This is a genomic window from Streptacidiphilus monticola (genome assembly GCF_042658505.1).
Taxonomy (GTDB): domain Bacteria; phylum Actinomycetota; class Actinomycetes; order Streptomycetales; family Streptomycetaceae; genus Streptacidiphilus; species Streptacidiphilus monticola.
On record NZ_JBHSQJ010000074.1, the window covers coordinates 25,273 to 50,274 of the forward strand.

16 protein-coding genes and 1 pseudogene are annotated in these 25,002 nt (G+C 72.0%); 10 read left to right on the forward strand and 7 right to left on the reverse strand.

Features of this window, described 5'->3' with window-relative positions; genetic code table 11:
* Nucleotides 1–188 precede the first annotated feature (188 nt).
* Nucleotides 189–2,501, reverse strand: coding sequence for an FUSC family protein (locus ACFP3V_RS18300; RefSeq protein WP_380584717.1), 2,313 nt, complete (start codon nucleotides 2,499–2,501; stop codon nucleotides 189–191).
* A gap of 168 nt (nucleotides 2,502–2,669) precedes the next feature.
* Nucleotides 2,670–3,080 (reverse strand): hypothetical protein, encoded by a 411-nt coding sequence (locus ACFP3V_RS18305; protein WP_380584719.1) that lies wholly within the window; start codon nucleotides 3,078–3,080, stop codon nucleotides 2,670–2,672.
* A gap of 207 nt (nucleotides 3,081–3,287) precedes the next feature.
* Between ACFP3V_RS18305 and ACFP3V_RS18310 the strand changes: the two genes are divergently transcribed.
* From ACFP3V_RS18310 to ACFP3V_RS18330, 6 genes and pseudogenes are all read left to right on the forward strand, one after another.
* A complete protein-coding gene (locus ACFP3V_RS18310) occupies nucleotides 3,288–4,508 on the forward strand; it encodes a GNAT family N-acetyltransferase (RefSeq protein ID WP_380584721.1) in 1,221 nt (406 codons plus the stop codon).
* A gap of 99 nt (nucleotides 4,509–4,607) precedes the next feature.
* Nucleotides 4,608–5,711, forward strand: coding sequence for a LacI family DNA-binding transcriptional regulator (locus tag ACFP3V_RS18315; RefSeq protein WP_380584723.1), 1,104 nt, complete (start codon nucleotides 4,608–4,610; stop codon nucleotides 5,709–5,711).
* A gap of 276 nt (nucleotides 5,712–5,987) precedes the next feature.
* Nucleotides 5,988–6,452: pseudogene (locus ACFP3V_RS32100) on the forward strand (discoidin domain-containing protein); the annotation flags it as partial.
* Nucleotides 6,453–7,235: 783 nt separating this feature from the next.
* Nucleotides 7,236–9,005 (forward strand): discoidin domain-containing protein, encoded by a 1,770-nt coding sequence (locus ACFP3V_RS32105; protein WP_465270101.1) that lies wholly within the window; start codon nucleotides 7,236–7,238, stop codon nucleotides 9,003–9,005.
* Nucleotides 9,006–9,124: 119 nt separating this feature from the next.
* The gene (locus ACFP3V_RS18325) at nucleotides 9,125–9,940 is read left to right on the forward strand and encodes a class I SAM-dependent methyltransferase (RefSeq protein WP_380584727.1); all 816 of its coding nucleotides are present in this window, start codon (nucleotides 9,125–9,127) and stop codon (nucleotides 9,938–9,940) included.
* Nucleotides 9,941–10,422: 482 nt separating this feature from the next.
* Entirely contained in the window at nucleotides 10,423–11,346 is a 924-nt protein-coding gene (locus ACFP3V_RS18330; protein WP_380584729.1) for a lytic transglycosylase domain-containing protein, read from the forward strand.
* Nucleotides 11,347–11,446: 100 nt separating this feature from the next.
* On the opposite strand, the gene ACFP3V_RS18335 is transcribed toward ACFP3V_RS18330, so the two are convergent.
* Nucleotides 11,447–11,902: a single-stranded DNA-binding protein gene (locus ACFP3V_RS18335; RefSeq protein ID WP_380584730.1), complete on the reverse strand. Its 456-nt coding sequence runs from the start codon at nucleotides 11,900–11,902 to the stop codon at nucleotides 11,447–11,449.
* Between the two features lie 122 nt (nucleotides 11,903–12,024).
* A complete protein-coding gene (locus ACFP3V_RS18340; RefSeq protein WP_380584732.1) occupies nucleotides 12,025–12,618 on the reverse strand; it encodes a phosphohydrolase in 594 nt (197 codons plus the stop codon).
* Nucleotides 12,619–12,794: 176 nt separating this feature from the next.
* Between ACFP3V_RS18340 and ACFP3V_RS18345 the strand changes: the two genes are divergently transcribed.
* Nucleotides 12,795–14,492, forward strand: a complete 1,698-nt coding sequence (locus tag ACFP3V_RS18345) for a glycoside hydrolase family 99 protein (protein ID WP_380584734.1) — start codon at nucleotides 12,795–12,797, stop codon at nucleotides 14,490–14,492.
* Nucleotides 14,493–14,649: 157 nt separating this feature from the next.
* Entirely contained in the window at nucleotides 14,650–15,315 is a 666-nt protein-coding gene (locus tag ACFP3V_RS18350) for a TNT domain-containing protein (protein ID WP_380584736.1), read from the forward strand.
* A 130-nt stretch (nucleotides 15,316–15,445) separates the two neighbouring features.
* On the opposite strand, the gene ACFP3V_RS18355 is transcribed toward ACFP3V_RS18350, so the two are convergent.
* On the reverse strand, nucleotides 15,446–16,579 hold the full coding sequence (locus ACFP3V_RS18355) for a substrate-binding domain-containing protein (protein WP_380584738.1): 1,134 nt from the start codon (nucleotides 16,577–16,579) through the stop codon (nucleotides 15,446–15,448).
* Between the two features lie 765 nt (nucleotides 16,580–17,344).
* Nucleotides 17,345–20,536, reverse strand: coding sequence for a beta-glucosidase (locus ACFP3V_RS18360; protein ID WP_380584740.1), 3,192 nt, complete (start codon nucleotides 20,534–20,536; stop codon nucleotides 17,345–17,347).
* Nucleotides 20,537–20,723: 187 nt separating this feature from the next.
* Here ACFP3V_RS18360 and ACFP3V_RS18365 point away from each other — a divergent pair, with 187 nt between their 5' ends.
* Nucleotides 20,724–21,881 (forward strand): ROK family transcriptional regulator, encoded by a 1,158-nt coding sequence (locus ACFP3V_RS18365; RefSeq protein WP_380584742.1) that lies wholly within the window; start codon nucleotides 20,724–20,726, stop codon nucleotides 21,879–21,881.
* Nucleotides 21,882–21,914: 33 nt separating this feature from the next.
* Here the strand turns inward: ACFP3V_RS18365 and ACFP3V_RS18370 are convergent, their stop codons facing one another.
* Nucleotides 21,915–23,039 (reverse strand): ROK family transcriptional regulator, encoded by a 1,125-nt coding sequence (locus ACFP3V_RS18370; protein WP_380584744.1) that lies wholly within the window; start codon nucleotides 23,037–23,039, stop codon nucleotides 21,915–21,917.
* Nucleotides 23,040–23,482: 443 nt separating this feature from the next.
* On the opposite strand from ACFP3V_RS18370, the gene ACFP3V_RS18375 reads away from it, so the two are divergent.
* A complete protein-coding gene (locus tag ACFP3V_RS18375) occupies nucleotides 23,483–24,466 on the forward strand; it encodes an aldo/keto reductase (protein ID WP_380584746.1) in 984 nt (327 codons plus the stop codon).
* The last annotated feature ends 536 nt before the right edge of the window (nucleotides 24,467–25,002 follow it).

A 25,002-nucleotide genomic window follows, 5' to 3' on the forward strand; every position in this document is an offset into this window, starting at 1 on the left:
CTCGTGGACGGGCCCGGGCCTCCGCCACCGGGGCGCGACGGAGTGGCTCAGCCCCAACTCCGGCCGCATACAGGGCAGTTCCCGCGAAGACGCAGCCCCGCCCCGTGACCCGGTCGGCAGCGCACCGGGCCGACGCCGCGTCGCCGGGCCAAGCCGCATGCTCGGCAGGGGACCTGACGGAACGTCGGTCAGGTCGCGGCAGCCACCACCCCGGTGTTCGCCGCCCCGGCGACGACGGGCTGAAGCCTGCGGGCCACCTCGATGTGGTCGCCGGTCCAGATCACCCGGACCGCCAGGGCTGTGGCCTGGCCGTCGCCGTCGATCAGGTCCTTGCGGACGGACTCGACGAGGCGGGCTGCCGACTCCGGATGCGGCGGGACCGGCTCCGGCGCCCGGGTGTGGCTCTCCAGGCTCGCCGCGAGGCCGCGGTACCACTCGGTCACCCGGGCGCTCGACCCGAGGATCGCCCGCTGTGCGTCGGTCTTGTCCGCGTCACCGCAGGACGGCCCGCTGCGGTGCCACAGGGACACCACGGCGTCCGAGGCCAGGCGCAGGCCGACCACTCCGGTGACCAGGGTGGTCATGTCCGCCAGGGACACGGGCTTGGCACCCCGTTCGGCCAGGTAGGTGCGGAACGCGTCGTCGAGGCGGCGCGCCGACGCCGCCGCCTCGCGTGCCGCCAACGTCGGCTTCCCGGCCGGCGCCCCGGCCTCCGCCGGGCCGCAGTGTCCCAGGGCGTAGTCCACGGCCCCGGCGAGGTACCGGGAGCTGCTGGTGTACGCCTCGGCCAGGGCCTTGTCGACGGCGGCCGCGGCTCCGCGGGGCCAGAAGAACAGGGCGACCAGGATGCTGACGCCGCAGCCCAGGGCGATGTCCTGGACCCGGAGCAGGACGATGTGCCAGTCGGGGTTCTGGCCGATGTTGAACAGCACCACGAGCGTGACCGTGAACGCCGCCTGCCCGCCCGTGAACGAGATCGCGGCCGGGGCGATCCCGGCGACCAGAACGGCGACGGGGAGCAGGAACCACAGCACCGTGCTGTGGTGGCCGACCAGTTGCAGCAGCCCCGCGCCGAGGATCGAACCGACGACCGTGCCCAGGACGGCGCGGGCCGCGTTCTGACCGGTGCTCAGCGCGTTGGAGCGGAGCACGGACAGGGTGCCGAGCAGCACCCAGAAGGAGTGCTGAACACTCGTCAGGTCCGCCAGCAGGACCGCGACCCCGAGCCCGACGGCACCGCGCAGGCTGTTGTGCAGCCAGACCGACTGCGTCCCGAGATGGGCCGCGGCCCGTTCCCGCGCCGAGGTCAACGGGTCGGTGAGGGACGCCGGTTCGCGCCCCAGCAGCCGGTCCGGCCAGCTGCGCTGTTCGGCCGCCGCGGCACGGGCGACGTTGCCCGCGATCTGCAGCACCGCGAAGCCCAGCTCCTGGGCCCGGAAGGACGGGTCGAGGGTGGCGATGAACCCGTAGACCTCCGCCGGGCTGTCGCCGACCGGGCCGCCGACGGGCAGCCGCGCCGTCGAGCTGCGCTCCAGCGCCCTCATGCTGCTGCGCAGCTGCTCGACGGCCGCCCGCAGCGGTGCCAGGTCACCGCGCAGGTCCGAAAGGAGGGTGGCGGCCTCCTCCAGCACCCCGGCCGCGGCCCGGCGCGCCGCGCGCGCCGCCGGATCGCAGCTCGGCGGCGCGGTGTCGTACGCGGGATGGTCGGCCAGGATGGCGCTGAGCCAGGTGAGTTCGTCCACCAGTCGGACCAGCGCGCGCGAGGTCGTGGACAGTCCGGTCGGCCGGTAGGGGGTGGCGTCGAAGACCTTGCGCAGCCGCGCGCTGGCGTGCGCCGTGCGCAGCGCCGCCACCAGGCAGTGCGCCGCGACGGCCGCCCCGTCCGCCGCGTCCAGGCGCGCGGCCTCCGCGCGGAGCTGCGCCGCTGCCGTCCGGCACACCAGGGACGCGGGCCCGCTGAGCGGGTCGGCCGTCGGGCGCGGCCACAGCAGCACCACGGCCGGCAGCGCCACGGCCGCGGCCAGCCCCGCGCCCGCCAGGCGGTCGGGCAGCTGCGACAGCGGCACCGAGGAGCTGACCGGCAGGACGAAGGCCAGCAGCAGCGCGGTCGCGCTGCCGGCCAGCACGGAGCTGACCACTCCGCTGAACAGGACGACGAAGGCGATCACCACAGTGGTCAGCACGGCGAGCCCGGTCATCTGCGCCACCAGCGTGCCCAAGCAGATGAGCACCGCCCACGCCACCGCCAGACCGGCCTGCGCGCGCAGCCGCTCGGTGAAGGGGCCGCCGAAGTCCACGAGCAGCAGCATCGAGAAGGACCCGAAGGCGGCGAAGCTCGCCATGGTCGGGGAGTGGAACACCTCGTTGCACAGGGCGAACAGGGCGGGCATCACCAGGGCCGTCCGCGCCGCGCGCCGGGTGGCCGCGAGGCCCGGGTCCTTGGCCCGCAGCCACGTCAGCTGCCCGAAGCGGCGCAGCCTCCCCCCAGTTGGAACGGACATGCGCACCTCCGGTTGGCGCCACGACACGGCACCACCCATTTAAGGCCGCACCTCTCGCCTCTGGGCAACCTTTCGCGCAGTCGTAGAGATGCGGGACCGTGCGTGGCAGCGCAGCCACGCACGGAGGCCCAGCCCGCGGACGCCCCGAGCTGACGACCCGTCACCTGGCTACGGGAGTCGGTCGGACGGGGTGTCCAGCTCCTCGAACGGCGTCTCCTCCGGAGCCTGCGGCTCAGGCTGGGGCATGTGCTCCTGCCGGTGCGCCTCCGCGACCTTGGCCACGTCGAGCGGCGTCGGCGTCGCCTCCGCCTCGGGTTCCCGGCGCCCCGGCAGCAACCCGGCGACCGCCGCGCCGACCGTCGCGAAGGGCCAGTCGAGCACGCCCGCCGCTTCCCGCACCCCCGCGCCGGCGCGTTCGGCGATCCGCCGGGACCGCGGCGACACCGCCCCCACCAGCTCCAGCACGTTGTTCGCCGCCCCGCGCACCACGCCCGCGCCCGGCACCCGGCCCGCGACGGACAGCAGCGTCCCAGTCGGGTGCGTCAGGACCTGCTGCAACGTTCCGCCCTTGTCGCTCACCTTGCCGACCTCGCTTCCCTCGCTTCGCTCCTGGGCTCCCGCCGACGCGGTTGCCCCGCGACTCGTGCCCCCACTCCTGCAGCCGTCAGGAACCGCTCGTCCCGCCTAGAGCCTGTCCGATATTCGGTTGACCTGACGACGCGTCGGCGCTGGACTGTGCCGGGCGCCGCACAGGGTGGCGCCGTTCAGGGGGAGGCGCCACCCGCCATGGAGATCCGTTCGACCACCGAGAAGGACCTCGATCTCTTCGTCGACACGGTCCACACCGCGTTCGGCCTGGTCCGGAACGCTCCGGACGAGGACGGCGGCGGCGTGCTCTGGGCGGCCTACGAGATGGACCGGGGCGTGCTCGCCGTGGCGCCGGACGGCCGTCCGATCGGTACCGCCGGGACGTACTCCTTCGAGCTCACCCTGCCCGGCCAGGTCGTCGTCCCGGCGCCCGGGGTGACCGCCGTCGGCGTGCTCCCCACCCACCGGCGCCAGGGCGTGCTGACGGGGATGATGCGGAAGCAGCTCACCGGCCTGCGCGAGCGCGGCGAGTTCCTGTCCGTGCTGCTGGCCTCCGAGGCCACGATCTACGGGCGGTTCGGCTACGGGCCCGCCACCTATACGGGGCGGCTGACGGTGCAGCGCCACCGCGGTTCCTTCCACACCCCCCGGTCGCCCCGAGCGGCGGCCGACCGGCCGAGCGGCTCGGTCGACGTCCTGCGCCGGGCCGAGTGCGGCGCCCTGCTGGAGCAGGTCTACGACCGGTACCGCCGCACCCAGCCGGGCGCGCTCTCCCGGCCGACCCACTGGTGGGCCCGGGGCGCCGGGCAGCCGCCGGTGTCGCGGGCGCCGCGCTACGTCGCCGTCCACCGCGACGCCGCCGGCGTCCCGGACGGCTACGCCAGCTACGCGCTCGCCGACGGCACCCTGACGGTCGACGAGATCATCACCGGCGACGACGCCGTGTTCACCGCGCTCGCGCAGTTCGCGCTCGGCCACGACCTGGTGACCCAGGTGGTGTTCAAGCACGTGCCGCCGGACCATCCGCTGCGCTGGCAGCTCGCGGACTTCCGCGCCGGCGAGGCCACCGGCACGACCGACTGGCTCTGGGTGCGGCTGCTGGACGTGCCGCGGGCGCTGACCTCCCGCGGCTGGTTCGCCGACGGCGAGCTCGTCCTCGACGTCGAGGACCCGTTCCTCGGCGAGCACGGCCGCTACCTGCTCAGCGTCCGCGACGGCGAGGCGGAGTGCGTCCCCACCGACGCCGAGGCCGACCTGTCGCTGGACATCCGCGACCTCGGTGCCGTCTACCTCGGCGGAACCCTGCCGAGCACGCTGGTGCGCGCCGGGCACGTCGCGGCCCACAGCCCCGACGCGGCCACCCGTGCCGACGCCCTCTTCCGCGCCGAACGCGCGCCGCACTGCCTCCACTGGTTCTGACCGGCCCGCATTTCCGGCGGGCCCGTCCCGGAACCGCCGCCTGATCTGCTCCCATCGCTGGAGAGCGCTCTCATCCTCTGTTATACAGGGGGAATGGCGATGAGCGGCGCAGGCCGGGCGGCGGGCCCGACGCTGGAGGACGTGGCGCGGGCGGCCGGGGTGTCCCGTGCCACGGTCTCCCGGGTCGTCAACGGGACCCGGAACGTCGCCCCGGAGATCCAGCGGGCGGTGCTGCAGGCGGTCTCCGCCGTCGGCTACGTGCCGAACCTCGCGGCACGCCAGCTCATCACGCGACGCAGCGGCGTCGTGGCACTGGTCATGTCCGGCGGCGACGCCGACGACCCGTCAGGCACGTCGGGCCAGGCGGAACCAAGGAGCCAGGACGCCCAAGAGGCCCGCGCACTGGCCGAGTTCGGGGCGCAGGTCTTCGCCGACCCCTTCTTCGGGCGCGTGCTGACCGGCGTCCTCGCCCATCTCGGGCCCCGCGGTCTGCATCCGCTGCTGATGCTCGCCCGCGGCGACGCCTCGCGCACCCAGGTCGTCTCCCGCCTGCGCCAGGGAGCAGCCGACGGCGCCCTCGTCGTCTCGATCGATCCCGCGGACCCGCTCCCCCGCCGCCTCGTGCAGGCGGGACTGCCCACGGTGCTGTTCGCCCGCCCCGAGCAGCCACTCCGGGCGGCCTACGTCGACCTGGCCCACCAGGACGGCGGGCGCCTGGCGGCGGAACGCCTGCTCCAGCGCGGCTGCCGCCAGGTCGGGGCGATCGCCGGACCACTGGCCCTGCACGCGGGCCGCGCCCGGCTCGACGGCTTCTGCGACACGATGGCGCGGCACGGGCACGCCTACGTCCCCGTCGCGGTCGGCAACTTCACCCAGGACAGCGGCGAACAGGCGATGCGGGAACTGCTGGCCCAACAGCCGGATCTGGACGGGGTGTTCGCGGGCAACGACCTGATGGCGGCCGGCGCCCTGCACGTCCTGCGCGAGCACGGCCGACGAGTCCCCGAGGACGTCGCTCTGGTCGGCTTCGACGACAGCGGCGCAGCCCTGTCCTGCCGTCCCCGGCTGACCACCGTGCGCCAGCCGGTGGAGGAGATGGCCGCGCAGATGGCCGCACTGCTGCTGGAGACCCTCGACGCCCCGACGGCGCCGCCGCGCGCCGTGCTCTTCGACCCGGAACTCGTCGTGCGGGCGTCCGGCTGAGACCCGCCGTCCCCTGGGGAACACCTTGCCGTCCTGTCGGAGATCGCTCTCCCATCTGAGCACCCTGCGCCTTGAATGCCAAGTCAGCCACCTCCTTCCAGAAACCCTTCACACCCGCTCAATCTGCGGATTTTTTCCGCTCCCTTGACAGTGCCCCAACGAGCGAGAACCATCACAGGCTGGCGTGAGAGCGCTCTATCGGAGAGCGTTCTCCAGCCCCAGCTTCCCGTACAGCCGTGCACCTCCGCCCCCACCGCCCACCCGCCAGGAGTGCCGATGGCAACCTCCCCACCCGCCCGTGCCGTCCGTGCCGTCGCGCTCGGCGCGGTCGCCGTGACCCTGCTGCTCTACGCCCTCGTCGGCGGCGCGGGTGCCGCCCGCGCCGCCGACACCCTGCTGTCCCAGGGCGCGACCGCCACCGCCTCCTCCATCGAAGGCGCCGGCTACGTCGCCGCCAACGCGGTGGACGGCAACACCGGTACCCGCTGGGCCAGCGCCTGGAGCGACCCGCAGTGGCTCCAGATCGACCTCGGGCAGACCGACCAGATCGACAAGGTCGTCCTGCAGTGGGAGGCCGCCTACGCCACGGCCTACAAGATCCAGGTCTCGGCGGACGCGCAGAACTGGACCGACCTCTACAGCACCACCACCGGCCCCGGCGGTACCGAGACGCTCTCCGTCACCGGCACCGGCCGATACATCCGCATGTACGGCACGCAGCGCGCGAACGGCTACGGCTACTCGCTCTGGGAGTTCCAGGTCTACGGCACGGCCGGCGCCGGCTCCCCCAGCCCGACGCCCAGCGGCACCGCCACCACCCCGCCGGGCAACTGGACCACGGTGTGGAGCGACGACTTCACCGGCGCCTCGGGATCCGCTCCCGACTCCGCCAACTGGACCGCACAGACCGGCGCCAACTCCCGTGCCAACAGCGTCGAAACGGACACCACCGCGGCCGCCAACCTCTCCCTCGACGGCAACCACCACCTCAACCTCACCGCCCTCAGGGACGGCAGCGGGAACTGGACCTCCGCGCGGGTGCAGACCGTGCGCAGCGACTTCGCCGCCCCCGCCGGCGGCCAGCTGATGATCTCGGCCTCCATCAAGCAGCCCAACCCGGCCAACGGACTCGGCTACTGGCCGTCCTTCAAGGCCGTGGGCGCCGGCTTCCGCACAGGATCCAGCTCCTGGCCCGCCGTCGGCGAGACGGACATCCTCGAGGACGTCAACGGCCGCAACCAACTCTCCGCGACCCTGCACTGCGGCACCGCACCCGCCAGCGGCGGCGGCCCGGCCGGCGACTGCAACGAGTACAACGGCATGACCAGCGGCCTGGCCTCCTGCACCGGCTGCCAGAGCGGGTACCACACCTACTCGGAGATCATCGACCGCTCCACCTCCGACGAGCAGATCCGCTGGTACCTCGACGGACGCCAGGTCTGGCAGGTCAACCAGTCCCAGGTCGGCGTCGCCACCTGGCAGGCCGCCGTCGACCACGGCTTCTACCTCGAACTCGGCCTCGCCATCGGCGGCTCCTACCCCGACACGGTCTGCAACTGCACCTCCCCCTCCGCCGCCACCTCCTCCGGCGGCGCGCTCAGCGTCGGCGCCGTCACCGTCTCGCAGACTACGGGCCCCGCGCCCGCCCCGCTGACCGACCCCAGCACGCCGACCACCCCGAGCGTCGTCAAGGTGACCGGCAGCCAAGGCAGTTGGCAACTACAGGTGAACGGATCCCCCTACCAGGTCAAGGGCGTCACCTACGGCCCGAGCACCGACAGCGCCGCCGCACGGATGCGCGACCTCAAGGCCCTCGGCGTCAACACCGTCCGCACCTGGGGCACCGACGCCACGACCAAGCCGCTGCTGGACGCCGCCTCCGCCTTCGGCCTCAAGGTCATCAACGGCTTCTGGCTCAACCAGGGCGCGGACTACGTCAACGACTCCGCGTACAAGACCAGCACCCTCAACTCCATCGTCAACTGGGTCAACACCTACAAGAACGACCCGTCCGTGCTGATGTGGGACGTCGGCAACGAGGTCATCCTCACCACCCAGGACCACTACGCGGGCGCCCAGGTCGAGGCCGAGCGCGTCGCCTACGCCCAGTACGTCGAGCAGGTCGTCCAGGCCATCCACGCCGCGGACCCGAACCACCCGGTCACCTCCACCGACGCGTACACCGGCGCCTGGCCGTACTACAAGCAGTACACCCCGGACCTCGACCTGCTGGCCGTCAACTCCTACGGCGCCGTCTGCAACGTCAAGTCCGATTGGATCAACGGGAGTTACACCAAGCCCTACATCGTCACCGAGTCCGGCGAACGGGGCGAGTGGGAGGTTCCCGACGACGCCAACGGGGTGCCCGACGCCCCGGGCGACCCGGCCTCGGCAGCCGGCTACACCAACGCCTGGAACTGCATCTCCGGCCACACCGGCGTCTCCCTCGGCGGCACACTCTTCAACTACGGCATCGAGAACGACTTCGGCGGCATCTGGTTCAACCTCCTCCCCGAGGGCTGGAAGCGCCTTGCCTACTACGCGGTGGCCAAGGCCTACGGCGGCAGCGCCGCCTCCGGCGACAAGCCGCCCACCTTCGACTCCGTCACCCTCAGCAGCACCACCGCCGTCCCGGCCGGCGGCACCTTCACCCTCAACGCCCCGGCCACCGACCCTGAGGGCGACCTGGTCCGCTACAACCTGATGTACTGCAGCAAGTACGTCGACGGCGGCACCGGCTTCTCCCAGGTCTCCTTCTCCCAGACCGGCGACGGCCAGTTCACCGTCACCGCGCCCAGGACCCTGGGGACGTGGAAGGTCTACGTCTACGCCTACGACGGACACGGCAACGTCGGCGTGGAGAGCCGCTCCTTCAAGACCGTGCCCCCGCCCGTCAACGGCACCGATGTCGCCCTCAACAAGCCCACCACCGCATCGAGTTACCAGGCCACCGGCAACGGCGCGCCGTTCCCGGCGAGCAACGCCACCGACGGTGACTGGTCGACCCGCTGGGCCAGCGACTGGAGCGACCCGCAGTGGATCCAGGTGGACCTGGGGCGGACCACCTCCATCACACACGTCCAGCTCGGCTGGGAGTCCGCCTACGCGAAGGCCTACCAGCTGCAGGTGTCCGACGACGGCACGAACTGGACCACCGTCCACAGCACCACCACCGGCTCCGGCGGCGTCGAGGACTTCGACGTCAGCGCCACCGGCCGCTACGTGCGCCTGAACCTCACCGCCCGCGGCACCGGCTACGGCTACTCGCTGTACGAGTTCGGCGTCTACGCCTGAGCCCGGCCCCGGGCGGGCCCGGGACCGACGCGGGGCCGGAGTGTGCCTGCTCCGGCCCCGCTGCCAACGGACCACCGATCGCGGGAACCGAACCCCCGACAACCCGCGTCCTGCTCAGCATGACCTCTGACGCACAGCCGGCCCCCACGAGCCACGCCCGGCGCACCGCGCCGGCGGGGACGCCTGTGGCGCCGCCGCAGCCCGAGGTCAACGACTACACCGGCTTCGCCGAGGCGTACGCGCAGGAGAACGAGACCAACCTGCTCAACGCCTACTACGAGCGTCCGGCGATGCTGGCCCTCGCCGGGGACGTGGCCGGCCGCCGGATCCTCGACGCCGGATGCGGCTCCGGTCCCCTGTTCGCAGCGCTGCGTGACCGTGGCGCCACGGTGAGCGGCTTCGACGCGAGCACCGGGATGCTGGAGCTGGCCCGGCGCCGGCTCGGCCCCGACGCCGACCTCCGGATGGCCGAGCTGGGCGGTGGCCCTCTTCCGTACGCCGACGACACCTTCGATGACGTCGTCGCGTCGCTGGTGCTGCACTACCTGGAGGACTGGGGACCGGCGCTGGCCGAGTTGCACCGAGTACTCAAGCCGGGCGGGCGGCTCATCGCCTCCGTCGACCATCCGTTCGCGATCACGATGATGCACCGTGAGAACGGACGGCAGGACGGCTTCGACTACTTCGAGACCGCCAGGTGGACCGAGGAGTGGACCATCGGCGAGCACACCCCCCTGATGAGCCTGTGGCACAGGCCACTGCACGCGACGACAGACGCGTTCACCGCGGCGGGCTTCCGGATCAAGGTCATCAGCGAGCCGGATCCCGATCCCGCGGCCCACGAACTCTTCGCCGAGGAGTTGGCCGGAAAGCGGCGCTTCCTCAGCTTCCTGTTCTTCGTCCTGGAGGCGGAAGGGGCGGTCCGCACCGTCTGAGCCCGCACCACCGACCCGACGCACCACGCTCCCGCCCCGCCGTGAGGCGGGCCGTTCGCCGTCGACCCGTCGCTGCGCAGCCTCGCGTCGCAGACGCGAGCCCGTCATCTCACGTGTGGTATAGCGCACGTTACCAGCGGTACTCCTTGCCTTGATTTCGAACCCCGTGTGACGGTTCACGAGGCAGGCGGCCAGAGAAGCCTGCCGGGAGCACGGCAGCCGGCACCCACGGCCGGCAGGACGCCGAACCGCTCTCTCTGCTCGGCCGGGCGAGTCCCGCGAGCCGTTGGGTGTGCGAACCCCCTTGCAGCGACGCCGATTTGGCGAGCGCGGGGACGAGTGCGCCCTCGTTCCCGGGCAGTCTCCGTCGACATTGGAGCGTCATGCGCCACCGCAAGCACACCTCCCTCGTTCGCCTTACCGAGCGCCTGTCCGCCGTACGTACGAACGCGCGCTTCACCGAGCGTCTGTCCGCAGTGCGTATGAACAAGCGCCTGACCGCGGGTGTCGGTGCGGCCCTGCTGGTCACGGGCGCGGCCACCGGAACCGCTGTCGCCCTCACCGGCAGTGACTCCGCCCCCCACACCGCCGCCGTGGCCACCGCCCAGGCCACCGCGCGCCCGACCACCGACGCCGCGAACCGCTCGCTGCAGCGGGCGCCGTTGGCGACGCAGTCCGCCGACGCGGCCAAGGCCGCTGCCGCCGCGAAGGCCAAGGCTGAGGCTCAGGCCGCCGCTGCCGCGAAGGCGAAGGCCCAGGCCCAGGCCGCCGCCGCGGCCAAGGCGAAGGCCCAGGCGCAGGCCGCCGCCGCGGCCAAGGCCCAGGCCGCCGCCGCGGCCAAGGCGAAGGCCCAGGCGCAGGCCGCCGCCGCGGCCAAGGCCCAGGCCGCCGCCGCGGCCAAGGCGAAGGCCCAGGCGCAGGCCGCCGCCGCGGCCAAGGCCCAGGCCGCCGCCGCGGCCAAGGCGAAGGCCGAGGCGCAGGCCGCCGCTGCCGCGAAGGCCAAGGCCCAGGCCCAGGCCGCCGCCAGGGCCAAGGCTGCCGCCGCTGCTGCCGCTGCCGCCGCGCAGCCCAGCTACTCCAACAACCTGAGCGGCTGGATCGCCCACGCCCAGGCCGTCCTCGCCGCGCACGGCGACCACGTCCCCTCGGCCGCCGCGATCACCGCGCGCGCCATGACCGAGTCCTCCGGCAACCCCAGCGCGATCAACAACTGGGACTCCAACGCCGCCGCGGGGACCCCGTCCAAGGGCCTGATGCAGGTCATCGACCCGACCTTCGCCACCTACCACCTTCCGGGCTACAACGACATCTGGAACCCGGTCGACAACATCATCGCGGCCGTGCGCTACGCGAACGCCACCTACGGCGCCTTCGAGAACATCGCGTACACGAAGTCCGGTTACTGATTCCGGTCAGCGCCCCCATACCCCACGTGCCCGCCGGCGGTCCCCCCGCCTCCGGCGGGCACGTGGCATGCCGTCACGACGCCGGGCCGACGCGGGACTCCTAGAAGGGCGGCTCCTCCGAGCCGCCGGTCCCGCCCCCACCGGCCCACCCGCCCTCCGCCGCAGCGGCACGTGCCGCTGCCGGAGCCTGCCGACTGGCCTTGGTCACCCGGGCGGTCGCACTCCGCAGACTGGGGCCGATCTCGTCCACCTCGACCTCGAAGACGCTGCGCTTCTCGCCCTCCTTGGTCTCGTAGGAGCGCTGCCGCAGACGACCCTGGACGATCACACGCATGCCCCGCTGCAACGACTCCGCGACGTGCTCGGCCGCCTCCCGCCAGATCTGGCAGGACAGGAACAGGCTCTCCCCGTCCCGCCACTCGTTCGCCGCCCGGTCGAACGTCCGCGGCGTCGACGCGATCCGGAACTTCGCCACCGCCGCCCCACCGGGGGTGAACCTCAGCTCCGGATCGTCAACCAGGTTGCCGACAAGGGTGATTGTGGTCTCGCCTGCCATCGGTGCCTCTTCTCCTGCGTGCGCGAGCTCGTCGAGCCGACAGTAGACGCCACCACTGACAACCGACCGCCCGCTCCCTCCAGCAGCTGACCACCCGTCAGCTCCCCGCCGCCACGCGCCTCTCAGCCCCGGATCGGGAACGACCCCTGGAACGCCAGACGCTCCTCCGCCCCGTCCCCCAGCCGAGAGAGCACGTCGTCCAGTGCGACGAACTCCTCCCACCGCGGGCGTCCACTGGCGGCGGCCAGCCTGGCCACGACGAGATCTTCCAGCTCTGGCACGCGCTTGTTCTTCCAGATCTTGTCGGCGAGGCTCACCAGGAGGTCCTCCACCGCGGCATCGGACCGCGCCCACGATCCGTGCGTCGCGGCGAACCGTGCCAGCTCCGGGCTGACGCCGCCCCCGAGCAGCAGGGCACGGCCGGCCTCCTCGTGCGCGGAACCGGGCCCCGACAGCTCGGCCACGTGCACCGCCTTGCCGACATCGTGCGTCGCAGCCCCGAACAGCGCGGCTTCGTCGTCGACCGCCAGCGCGGGGTAGCGCTCCTGGACCCACTCCACCAGCTGGTGCGCGACGTCGTGGACGGCCCGCGGATGGGCCACCAGTCGCGGCGACGCGCCCAACTCGGCGAGGAGTCCCGCGATCTGATCCGGTAGCGGACGGAGCGAGCAGTGGGCCGGCCCGCTTGCGGCCCCCCGGAGAGTGTCGATCGTCACCGCGTCAGGGTACTGACCGCAGCCAGGACCCCTGGACCTCCAACATCTTTTGCAGCAAGCAGCTCAATTTCTGCGCAAACAGCTCGGACTCTTGCCTTGAAATGTCACCGTCACCTACGCTCCCGGACGACCGGCAGGTACCCACCCGCCTCGCCGACGACCTCCGGGATGGTTCGATGCCTGTTTCCCGTCGCACGTTCCTGTCCACGCTCTCCGCCGGTGCCGCCGGGGTCGCCCTCGGTGGCGGGCTCAGCACGCTCACCGCCACCGCTGCCCGCGCCGCCGGGACGCCCGGCGACGTCGTCGGCAAGGTGACCGTCGGCTACCAGGGCTGGTTCGCCTGCCCGGGCGACGGCGCGCCGATCAACGCCTGGTGGCACTGGAGCCAGAACTGGGGACAGGCGCCGTCCCCGAGCAACAACGTCATCAAGGCCTGGCCCGACTCGCGCGCCTTCGCCCGCACCTACCAGACCAGCTACGCCAACCTCGGTAACGGCAGTCCGGCGACCCTCTTCTCCTCCTACGACCAGCAGACCATCGACACCCACTTCCTCTGGATGCAGCAGAACGGCTGCGACACCGCCGCACTCCAGCGGTTCGACCCCAACGGCAGCGAAGGCCCCACCCGGGATGCGATCACCGCGCGGGTCCGCTCCTCGGCCGAGACGCACGGGCGCAAGTTCTACATCATGTACGACGTCAGCGGCTGGACGTCGATGCAGTCGGAGATCAAGGCCGACTGGACCGACAGGATGTCCGCGCACACCGCCTCCTCCGCGTACGCCAGGCAGAGCGGCAGGCCGGTCGTCGGCATCTGGGGCTTCGGCTTCAACGACGACAACCACCCCTGGTCGCCCGCCGTCTGCGCCGACGTCGTCAACTGGTTCAAGTCCCAGGGCTGTTACGTCACGGGCGGCGTCCCCACCTGGTGGCGGCCGGGGACCGGCGACTCCCGGCCGGGATACCTGGACGTCTACCACTCCTTCGACATGCTCTCCCCGTGGATGGTCGGCCGCATCGGCACGGCCGCCGACGCGGACAACTTCTACACCAACGCCACCCTGCCCGACCTCGCGGACTGCCAGGCCCATGGCATCGACTACCAACCCTGCGTCCTGCCGGGCGATCTGTCGGCACGTCAGCGAGCCCACGGCGACTTCATGTGGCGGCAGTTCTACAACATGGCCAGGGCAGGCGTGCAGAGCGTCTACATCTCCATGTTCGACGAATTCGGCGAGGGCAACCAGATCGCCGGTACCGCCGAGAACCAGGGTCAGGTGCCGGTCGGCTCCGGCCTGCTGGCCCTGGACGAGGACGGCACCGCCTGCTCCTCCGACTACTACCTGCGCCTCACCGCCGACGGCGGCCGCATGCTCAAGGGCCAACTGGCGGTCACGGCGACGCGGCCCACCCCACCGGTCGTCGGCGGTGGAGGGGGCGGGGGTGGCGGCAACCCCGACCTGGCCCTGCACCGGCCGGTGGCCGAGAGCAGCCACACCCAGGTCTACGCCGCGGCCAACGCGGTGGACGGTGACGCCGCCAGCTACTGGGAGAGCGCCAACAACGCCTTTCCGCAGTGGCTCCAGGTGGACCTGGGCAGCGTGCTGACCACCCGTCGGATCGTCCTCACCCTGCCGCCCAACCCCGCCTGGGGAGCGAGGACGCAGACCATCGCGGTCCAGGGCTCGACCGACGGCGCCAATTTCAGCACCGTGGTCGGCGCCACCGGATACCTCTTCGACCCGGCGACCGGGAACACGGCCACCCTCTCCTACCCTTCCGGCGCGACCGCCCGCTACCTCCGCCTCCTGTTCACCGCCAACACCGGCTGGCCCGCCGGCCAGGCCTCGGGCTTCTCCGTCTACGCGACCTGACCGCGCCCGCAAGTCCGGAGAGGACCAGGGCCCCAGGCCCGCCCGGACCACCTCCCGTCCGGGCGGGCCGACACACAGCTCCCTGCCGCACACGTTCGGGTGAACACCTTCCGACGCCGCTTGACGTGGGCATGAACTGGCCGCTTGCATCGCGGTCATGACGGTCTCTCAGAAACTCGCCTCACTCGGCGCCGGCCTCGCCCTCCTCCTCACCGCCACGCTGTTCACGGGCGCCCAGGCGGCGCGCGCCGACGAGTCACTGCCGAGCGACGCCTGCTCCGCGGCCTACGAAGCGGGCGACGCGCGGCTGGGTCCGGAGCAGCTGCCGACGACGGGCCCCGTCGGCCGCGAACTGGTCGGGTACCAGCGCACCGGCGGAACCTCCGCGGCCGCCTTCCTCGCCGAGTTCTGGGACCCTGCCGCGAACGGCGGCGCGGGCGGCTGGCGCTACCCGCCGCAGAACGGCTACCTCCTCGCCCCGAACGGCAGCCCCATCGAGGTGCGCCAACAGCTCCGACCGGGGCAGGACATCGACCGCTTCGGCAGCGAGTACGGCTCCTTCCTCGCACCGGAGGGCCTCCCCTACGCGCTCCGGGCCATTCCGCCGCAGAGCCTCGACGGGCAGCCCGCGGCCGGGTGCAACTACCACGACTACCGCGTGCTCAGGCCGTTCAGCGTGGACGCCGGGCCCATCGCTCCGTGGTTCGACCAGCCCGGTCTGGGCTGGCAGTACCAACTCGACTCCGCGCTCGTCCCCGGCAGCCCGGCCCGCTTGAACGTGCTGTGGCTGGTGCAGAACGGGTACCTGGAGCGGCTCGTCTGACGGTCCGGTGGTCCGTGGGACGGCGGGCGTCCGGGCGGAAGCCAGCCGCCCGGACGCCGCAAGGCATCAGGCGCCGAGCACCAGATGGCCGGTCATCAGGCGCCGAGCGCCGGGCGCGATCCCCGGCGCGTCACTCCGAGATTCCGAGCTTGTTCTGACTCGCCGTGAACGCGGCCAGATTCTCCTGTGTGACGACGCCGACTCCGGAGCTGAGTGTCCCGTCCGATCCCAGGTACGGCTTCACGAGGTCCATCGTCGCTTTCCGGCCCAGCACGCGAAGCGCCGCCAAAAGGAATGCCCCGGTGTAGCCCTGCTGATAGGGCGACTGGACGACCGTGGCCTGAATGACGCCCTGGTGGATGAATCCGAGGGTCTGCGGGTCCGCGTCGTCGGAGACGACCTTCACCTTGCCCGTCTTTCCGGATTCCCATACCGCGGAAGCGGCGGCGGGGCCGTCGTACGAATACACGCAGTACAGGCCGGTGATATCGGGGTGGTCCGAGAGAATCTGCTGGGCGTCGTTCGTGGCGTTCGTGGGACTCATCTGGTCGGCGATCTTCTGCACGACCTTGATGTCGGTTCCTTTGAGCGCGTCCTCGAAACCCTGGATGCGCTCCAGCGCATTGGACGCCGTCAACGAGCCGACCAGGACCGCGACTCGGCCCTTCCCGCCGAGCGCGGCCCTCATCGCCTCGCCCGCCTTCTGACCTGCCTGGTAGTTGGGGGTGCCCAGATAGAGCGCGGCGCCGTCGGCGGCCGGCAGCGGCGAGTCGATCGCCAGGACCGGGATGCCGGCCGCGGTCGCCGACTGGAGGGGCGCCTTGAGCGCGGCCGGGTCGATGGCCGAGATCGAGAAGGCGGAGACCTGCTGCGACCGGAGGGTGCGGATGATGGCGAGCTGCTCGTCCAGTCGGCCGTTGTCCGGGGTCTGGAACACGCCTTTGACGCCGAGTTCGGAGAGGCCCCGGGAGAATCCGGCGTTCCCGCCGAGCCAGTAGCCCTGCGGGACGTTGACGACCATCGCCAGGTTGAGCCCGTCGAGCTTCTTTCCTTTCAGCGCCGCCTTGATGGCCGAATCCAGCTTCGTGAGCGCAGCGTCGTTGAACGAGATGTCGCCGTGGATCGGGGTGGCGTCCGAACTCCCGGCCGTTTCCGTGCCGGCGGCTCCGGCGGTGCAGGCGGTCAGGGTGAGTGACATGGCGGCCACTGCGGCCGCGAGCGGGGTGGCCGAAGCAATTGCGCGGCTCCCGTGGTGCGTCTTCATTGCTGCGTGCGCCTTTCCATTCGTCCCGAAGGTCGGCTGCGACAAGTCCGTAAGCGCTGCGGTGATATGGGCAGGTGAATGCGCGGCTCCTTGGGTCGTGCCTGCGTCGCCCGGTCGGGAGCAGGCCGACCGGAAGGTGTTGTGAGCGCTAACATGATGAATTGTGGGACCGCCTGCCGGGGAATGGCCGGTCCCCAGGGAGCTACGGCGGCGGACGGGTACAGATAGTGAGCGCTCACACGCTTCCCGTCAACCACATGCGCACCGAATCCTCGCGGCGCGATCCGCCGGAGGCCGCTGACCTTTGCCTCAGCAGGAGACATTGCCGCGCTTATTGACACGCGCCTGCGGCACTCCCATAGTTGGGCCACCGCCGCGAGTCCCCTGTTCCCCAGGAAGAGACAACTTCACCAGAGCCAGGAATGTTAACGCTAACAAGAAACTCCGTCACCGCCTTTCGGGCCGTTCCCCACCCACCCACACCCAGGCGCCAGGCACCCCCTCCCCCGTCGTCGGCACCGCCTGCCGGCTGACCGACCCGAACAACGGCCGGGTCCTCGATGCTGTCAACTGCGGCACGGCGAAGGGCACTTCGGGACGCCAGGGGCGCGGCCCCTGGTCCGCGCGTGGCGACGGGCTCGCGCAGCCGCGGTGGACGGGTGACCCGGTCCGGGACGACGAAGGGCCCGGACACGTCTCCTGTACGCGTCCGGGCCCGTGCTGGGCGGCCGGGATCAGGTCGGCCGCCCGGGGATTGACGGTGTGTCAGTGGCGCCCCGCTCCCGTGATCCGTCCGTTGGTGGAGGTGACCACGGGGTCGAGGTCGTGGAACCGGGCCGTGTAGGACCCGACCGTGATGCCCGGGACGTGCTGCTGCTGGGCGAGCTGCTGGAAGGAGGCGGTCCGGGTGGCCGTGGTGAGGATGCGGATGGCGCTGCGCTGGAGGTCACCGAGCCGCATCGGGTAGCCCTGGGGCGGGTAGTCGCCCGTCAGCGTGACCGTGTAGGCGGTGACCGGGCTGGAGGCGTCGCCGGGGGTGGCGTGCTGGACGTCCGTGACGCTGATCGCGGCCTTCTGGGCGGCGGTCAGCGCCGTGCCGGACAGGAACGACTGGACCGCCCGGTAGGCGTCGTCGACCGAGGTGAACTTCGGGTTCGGCGTGAACGTCTGGTTGTTGATGGCGTCGGTGGTCGTCGTACCGGACAGCGGGGTCCTGGACAGGTCCGTGGTGGCGTCGACCGTGGTGGAGATGCGGGTGGCGCCGCCGGCCGCGAGGCTGAGGCTGCCGAGCTGGACGTTCCAGTTCGTGAAGCTGAAGGTGCCGAAGGTGACGGTGTTCTTGTTGTAGGCGGGCAGGCCGTCGATGTCGACGGTGGGCGCCACCTTCCTGATCGAGTCGATGATCTCGGAGGGGTTGCCGCCCGGCTCGATCAGGTCGTTGCCGGCGTACATGGTGGCGACGGGGTTGTGGCTGCCGCCCCAGTCGGTCATCACGGTGCCCTGGAAGCCCCACTCCCCGCGCAGCACGTCGGTGAGCAGGTCGTAGTTGGCCGAGCTGTAGGTTCCGTTGATCTTGTTGTAGGAGCTCATCACGGCCATCGGCTGGGCGGCCTTGACGGCGATCTCGAAGCCCTTGAGCTCGATCTCGCGCAGCGCCCGCTCACTGACGACGGCGTTGTCGGCGTTGCGGTTGGCCTCCTGGTTGTTGGCGGCGAAGTGCTTGACGGTGACGCCGACGCCGGGGTTGCTCTGCACGCCCTCGGTGGTGGCCGCGGCGGTGAGGCCGGCGACGAGCGGGTCCTCCGAGTAGTACTCGAAGTTGCGGCCGTTGAGCGGGTCGCGGTGGATGTTCATGCCCGGGGCGAGCCAGGTGGACACGCCGAACTCGTTCATCTCCTCGCCGATCGCGGTCCCCACCTTCTGGACCAGGCCGCGGTCCCAGGTCTGCGCGAGCAGGGTGCCGATCGGCCAGGCGGTCGCGTACTGGTAGGTCGGCGGCGTGCCGGCGATCTGCTGGGTCAGCCGCAGGCCGGCCGGACCGTCCGAGAGGGTGAGCGCGGGGATGCCGAGGTTCTCCAGGCTGCCGGTGGTGTAGCCGGCCGCGCCGATCGCTGAGGGCGTGGTGCCGCCCTTGCCGGACCCCTCGACGATGGCGGCGAGTTGACCCACCGTCAGCCCCGCGACGAACTGCTGGACGGACAGCTTGCCCTTGGCCACGTCGAAGAGCGTGGCGTGCGGGTCCGTCGTCACCGGCTGGACCGTCTCCCCCGTCCGGGGCTGGTAGGGCGCGCCGGTGCCCTCCCAGTCCCGCTGCTTCGGGTCCAGGTAGACGGTGGTCGAGGAGATCTTCGACCCGTCGATGGCGTAGTAGGGCGAGGAGGAGTCGACCGTGGTGCCCTGCTCGTACGGGGAGGCCTTCTGCGCGGTGCGGAAGGAGCGCGGGTTCAGGTACAGCGTGGGCGCCTGCGCGATCTCCCGGCGCTCGCCCGGGTAGCTGTAGAAGTCGGCCGGGTCGCTGGTCAGTTCGCTGCCCGTGGCCTGGCCGTCGAGCTCGTTGTGGTCCTGCTCGATGGTGACCTCGCCGCCGAGGCGGAGCTTGGCGGCGACGTGGGTGTTGCGCGAGGAGTCGCCGACGCGGACCACGTAGTCGCCGGGGTCCAGCGTCCAGGCGGCGCGGGCCTGGTCGTAGGAGGCGAGCGAGGACGTGTCGAAGGTGATGGTCACCTTCTGGGAGGCGCCGGGGGCCAGGTCGTCGGTCTTCGCGTAGCCGGCGAGCTGCTGGTACGGCTTGTCGAGTCCGGTCTGCGGCGCGGAGACGTAGACCTGGACGACCTCCTTGCCGCTGTAGCGGCGGCCGGTGTTGGTGACGGTGGCGGTCACGGTCACGTGCCGGGCGTCCGCGCTGACGTGCTGCGGCCGGATCCGGAACGTGGTGTAGGAACCGCCGTAGCCGAACGGGTAGTTGACGACGGAGGCAGGGGCGGCGGGGTTGATGCTGCGGTAGAACGAATCGAAGTAGCGGTAGCCGACGTAGATGCCTTCGCTGTAGGGCTCGGTGGCGGTGTTGCCGTCGTTGTTGCCGAAGGTGGCGGACGCGGGGTAGTCGGCGTAGGCGGCCGCCCAGGTGTCGGTGAGCTTGCCGGACGGGTCGGTGGTGCCGTTGAGGACGTCCACCAGGGCGTTGCCGCTCTCCTGGCCGGCCTGGCTCATCAGCAGCATCGCGTCGAGCGCGAGGCCGCCGGCCGGGTCCTTCTCGGCGGCGTTGATCTGCTTGTAGAAGGTGGTGTCGATGATGCCGCCGGAGTTGATGACCACGACGACGTGCCGGTAGCTGCGGCCCAGCAGTGCGAGGTTGGCCCGCTCGGTGTCGCCGAGCAGGTAATCGCCCTTGCCGGAGGAACGGTCGGCTCCCTCACCGGAGTTGCGGGCGATGACATAGACGGCGGTGTCGGTCGGCGCGGTCGGCTTCACGCTGTCGGGCGTGAGTGGCTGCTCGACGGAGGAGTAGTCGATGGCCGGCCCGAAGAGGCTGTTCGCGGTGGAGCCGTACTTGGTGTCGTAGGCGCTGGTCATGGCGGACCAGTAGGCGCTGCTCGTGGTGACCTGGTAGCCGGCGTTCTCCAGGCCCTGGCGGGCGTTGACGTTGGAGCGGTTGTTGACCGAGCCGGAGCCGGTGCCGCCCTTGACGGTCTGGTAGGCGCCGACGCCGAACAGGGCCAGGTTGCCGGAGCGGGCGATCGGGAGGGCGCGGTCGTGGTTCTCCAACAGCACCATGCCCTGTTCGGCCGCCTGCCGGGACAGGGCGGAGTTGGCGGTCTCCAGGGCGTTGGGGTGGGGGTCGGTGGTGGCCGCACGGGCGGGGGCGATGCCGCCGAACATCAGGGCGGCGGCGACCACGGAGGCGGCGCCGGCGACGGTGGCGGGCTTGAGGCGGCGGGCGAGGGTGGGGTGGTTCACAGACAGCAGTCCTCTCTGTCCACGGCCCGGTGGAGTGGGCGGGCCGAGTAGCCAGGAGGCTATGAACCAGCCTTTCGGACGGTCAATAACCTAAAACGAAGTCGACTCCCGGGTTTTGGGTTAATTCCCGCCTTATTATTCGGCCAATGACCGGCCGAACCAACGACGCGGCCCTATGCTCTGCACCATGGACGTGGCCGCCGATCGCTCCTCTCCCCGCAACCGGACGCGGGAGGAGGTGTTCCGCCTCATCGAGACCAACACCTCGATGACCCGCGCCCAGCTGATCGAGGTCACCGGCTTCTCCCGGAGTACCGTCAACCACGCCGTCTCCCAGCTCATTTCGGCGGGCCGGGTGATCGAGGAGGACCCCGGCACGAAGGGGCCGGGCAGCGGTAGCGGCCGCCCGGCGGGCACCCTGCGGATCGTCCCGCACGGCGTGCCCGCCGGCGCGCTGGACTTCGGCCACGCCCACATCAAGGCCGCCGTCATCGACCCGGAGGGCGAGATCATCGCCCAGCGGCAGGCCGACCTGGACGTCGACCTCCAGGCCGAGCGCGCCCTCGACCTGGGCACGCGCATGCTCGACGAACTGGGCCGGGAAGCGGCGCTCGGACCGCTGGGTGCCGTCGTCGCCGGGATCCCCGGCCCGCTGGACGCCACGTCCGGTCTCGTGCGCTCGCCCACCATCCTGTCGAGCTGGGTGGGCCTCGACCCGCGCGAGGAACTGCGCCGCCGCCTGGACACCGCGGTCCACGTCGAGAACGACGCCGTCCTGGGCGCCTTCGGAGAGCTGCGGCGCGGTGCGGGCCAGGGCTTCCGGGACTTCCTCTACGTCAAGGCGTCCCACGGCATCGGAGCGGGTCTGGTGCTGCGCGGCGAGCCCTACCGCGGCTCCCTCGGCTTCGCCGGGGAGATCGGGCACACCCCTCTGCCCGGCCACACCGACCTGTGCCGCTGCGGCAACCGCGGCTGCCTGGAAGCCGTGGTGTCGGTGGCCTCCATCGGCGGCCAGTTCGCCCACACCCATCCGCAGGCGGCCCCCGGCACGCTCCGCTTCGACCGCGGCGGCGACCCGATCACCCAGCGCATCCTGGACGACGCCGGCCGCCTGCTCGGCGAGGTCCTGGCCGTGCTGTGCAACCTGCTCAACCCCGCCGCGCTGATCATCGGCGGCGAACTCGGCTCCTGCGACGGGCCGTTGCTCGACGGCGTGAAGGCCACCGTGCACCGCAACGCGCAACCGGCGATCGCGGCCTCGCTGCGCGTGCTCCCCGCCCAGCTCGGCGTGGACGCCGAACTCGTCGGAGCCGCGACGATGGCCGCCGCCCTGGCCCGCCGCTGACACGGCGTCATCCCCCGCGACCCGGGGCGCCGTTCAGCCGGGTGCGGGTGCGTAGGCGGCGGCTCCCCAGGCCTGCGCGTCCGCGAGACGCCCGCGCAGCAGCCTCAGGCTCTGGATCTGCCCGGGCGGGCAGTGGCGTGACAGCCCTGCCGTCAGCGTCGCCGCGAAGGGTACGTGCGCCGGTCCGAGTTGGGCGTCGACCACCAGGGCGTCCGGCGTGAGCACCGTGACCGTGCCCGCCAGCGCCTCGGCCACCAGCTCCCCCAACTCCCGGTAGTACTCCACCGCTTGGGCGTCCCCTGCCAGGACCAGCGCGTCCGCCTCGGCAGGGGTCAGCGGGCGCCCGTACCGGGCGGCCAGCGCCAGGTCCGCCTCCTTGTGGGCGAGCCGCGTGGCCAGGCAGCCCCGGCTGCCGCACACGCACCGCGCCCCGTCCGGAACCACCTGGACGTGAGCCAGCTCGCCCGCCGTTCCGTCGACGCCGGTGAACAGCCGGCCGTCGATGACCAGTCCGGCCCCGACGCCGTGACGGACGCTCAGATGGATGCTGGCCCGCGTCCCTGCGGCGGCCCCGTGCACGGCCTCGCCCAGGGCGGCGAGATGGGCGTCGTTGACCAGCCGGACCTCGCCGGGGAAGGCGCGGCTCAGCAGGGCATGGGCGAGGTCCTCCGGGTACTCCTGGCCGCCCCGGTCCCCCGCCGCCTCGGGCGCGACGGGATACGGAGCGCAGACGATGACGCGCCGGACCGGGGTCTCGTCGCCGCCTCGGGCTTCGGCCAGGAGCCGACGGATCTCCCGCTCCCAGCCGGCGTCCCCGGGGAGGGCGCGGGTCCGGTGCTCGGCGAGGATGCCGGTGCCCGCGGACACCGTGAGCCTCGTCCCCTCCGCCAAGAGACGGACCAGCGCGACGGGAGCCAGCGCGGCGCTCAGCCGGTAGGAGTAGGCGGGGCGTCCCGGGCTGGACACCCGCGCGCCCGGGACCACGGCGAGCGTCCCCCGTTCGACCAGGGCGTTGACGAGTGAGGTGACCACCGTCCGGGACAGCCCGGTCCGGTCCGCGATCTCGGTGCGGCTCAGCGCGGTCGCGGGGTCGAAGCAGGCGACGACGGCAGCCTCCAGCAATGCCGTCGAGGTACGCGGTCCGCGCGCACCCGTCATGGAGGACCTCCTCAGGCAGGAACGGGAGTCGGGGCAGGGCGGATCACCGCAGTCGGGCTGCGGCCGCGGTCAGCCCGAGGAGGAGCGGACCGTTCCCTGGTCGGCGGGGGCGAGGCGGCGGGGTTCGTGCAACATGCATCCAGTCATACCCGCTCCACAGCCTGAGCGGTATGCCGGGGTGGAGGCACGGTCCGAGCCCTCGCCGTCCGCCGCCTGGCCGCCCCCCACGTCGGCGCACAGCGGCGACCGGTCCGGCACGCGCGGGCCACCCCGACAGGAGCTGGTCCCAGGCCGGCCGGGCGACCCCAGCAGGAGCTGGTCCCGGGCCGGTCGGGCGACCCAGCAGGGGCTGGTCGCGGGCCGGTCGGGCCGGTGCGGCGGCAGCGCTCGCCCGCCCGGCCCGTCGCGACCGGGCCACCCGGCCGGCCTGCGAGAATGCGGGCATGGACAAGCGACTCATGGGCAGGCTCGGCCGCGAGGTCTCCGTCGTCGGCCTGGGCACCTGGCAACTCGGCGCCGACTGGGGCGCGGTCGACGAGAAGGACGCCCTGGCGGTGCTCGACGCCTCCGCTGAGGAGGGCGTCACCTTCTTCGACACCGCCGACGTCTACGGCGACGGCCGCAGCGAGCGCCTCATCGGGCAGTGGCTGAAGGCCAACCCGGATGCCGGCGTACTGGTGGCCACCAAGATGGGCCGCCGCGTCGAACAGCTCCCCGAGCACTACACGCCCGCCAACTTCCGTGCCTGGACCGACCGTTCCCGCGCCAACCTGGGCGTGGACCGGCTCGATCTGGTGCAGCTGCACTGCCCGCCGAGCGCGGTGATCGAGTCCGACGCCGTGTTCGACGCGCTGGACGCGCTCGTGGACTCGGGCGCGATCGCCGCCTACGGCGTCAGCGTGGAGACCTGCGCCCAGGCGCTGACCGCCATCGCCCGTCCGGGCACGGCGAGCGTGCAGATCATCTTCAACGCCTTCCGCCGCAAGCCCCTGGACGAGGTGCTGCCCGCCGCGTCGGCCGCCGGTGTCGGGATCATCGCCCGCGTGCCGCTGGCCTCCGGCCTGCTGTCCGGGCGCTACCGCCACGACACGGTGTTCGCCGCCGACGACCACCGCAGCTACAACCGCCACGGCGAGGCGTTCGACCAGGGCGAGACGTTCTCCGGAGTGGACTACGACACCGGCGTCGAGGCCGCCGCCGAGTTCGCCGCGCTGGCCCCGCAGGGCGCCACCCCCGCGCAGACCGCGCTGCGCTGGGTCGTCCAGCAGCCCGGTGTGACGACGGTCATCCCCGGCGCGCGCTCGGTCGACCAGGCCCGCGCCAACGCCCGCGCGGCGGCCCTGCCCCCGCTCGGCGAAGACGTGCTCTCCGCCGTGCGCGACCTTTACGACCGGCGGTTCCGCGCACAAGTGCACAGCCGCTGGTAGGAAACGACCCCGAGGCCCCGGCCGGGCGGCATCCGCCGCAAGGTCGGGGCCTTCGCATAAGCTCAAATCGAAACTTTCGAGAGCAGTGGAAGACTGTTTTGGGCTCCGGCGACGCCAAGAGCCCGCTCGCTCCGGCTACCCCACCTGTGAACTGCGGCTTTTCTGGCCTCGCGGCAGCTGTCGATCACATTTTCTTTCGCATCTCTTGTCGAAAGTATTGACAGCTTGTCGCGCCCGGAACAACACTGGCGCGGTCGATCGAGCCCCAGCGGTCGCCCAGCCCACCCCCACCACAACAGGGCTGCTGCCGCCTGGACTTGACGGATGGTCAGTTCCACGGCCGCGCGCGCTGCGTGGCCGTCCCACCCCTCACAGGAGGAATCACGCTCGTGAACCTCACCCACCCCATGAGCCGCAGACGGCGCCTCTGGCGACTCGTCAACAAGGCACGCTTCCTCGTCCTCGCCCTCGCGGCCGTCCTGCTCCTGCCCGGCACGGCCAGCGCCGCCACCACGATCACGTCGAACTCCACCGGC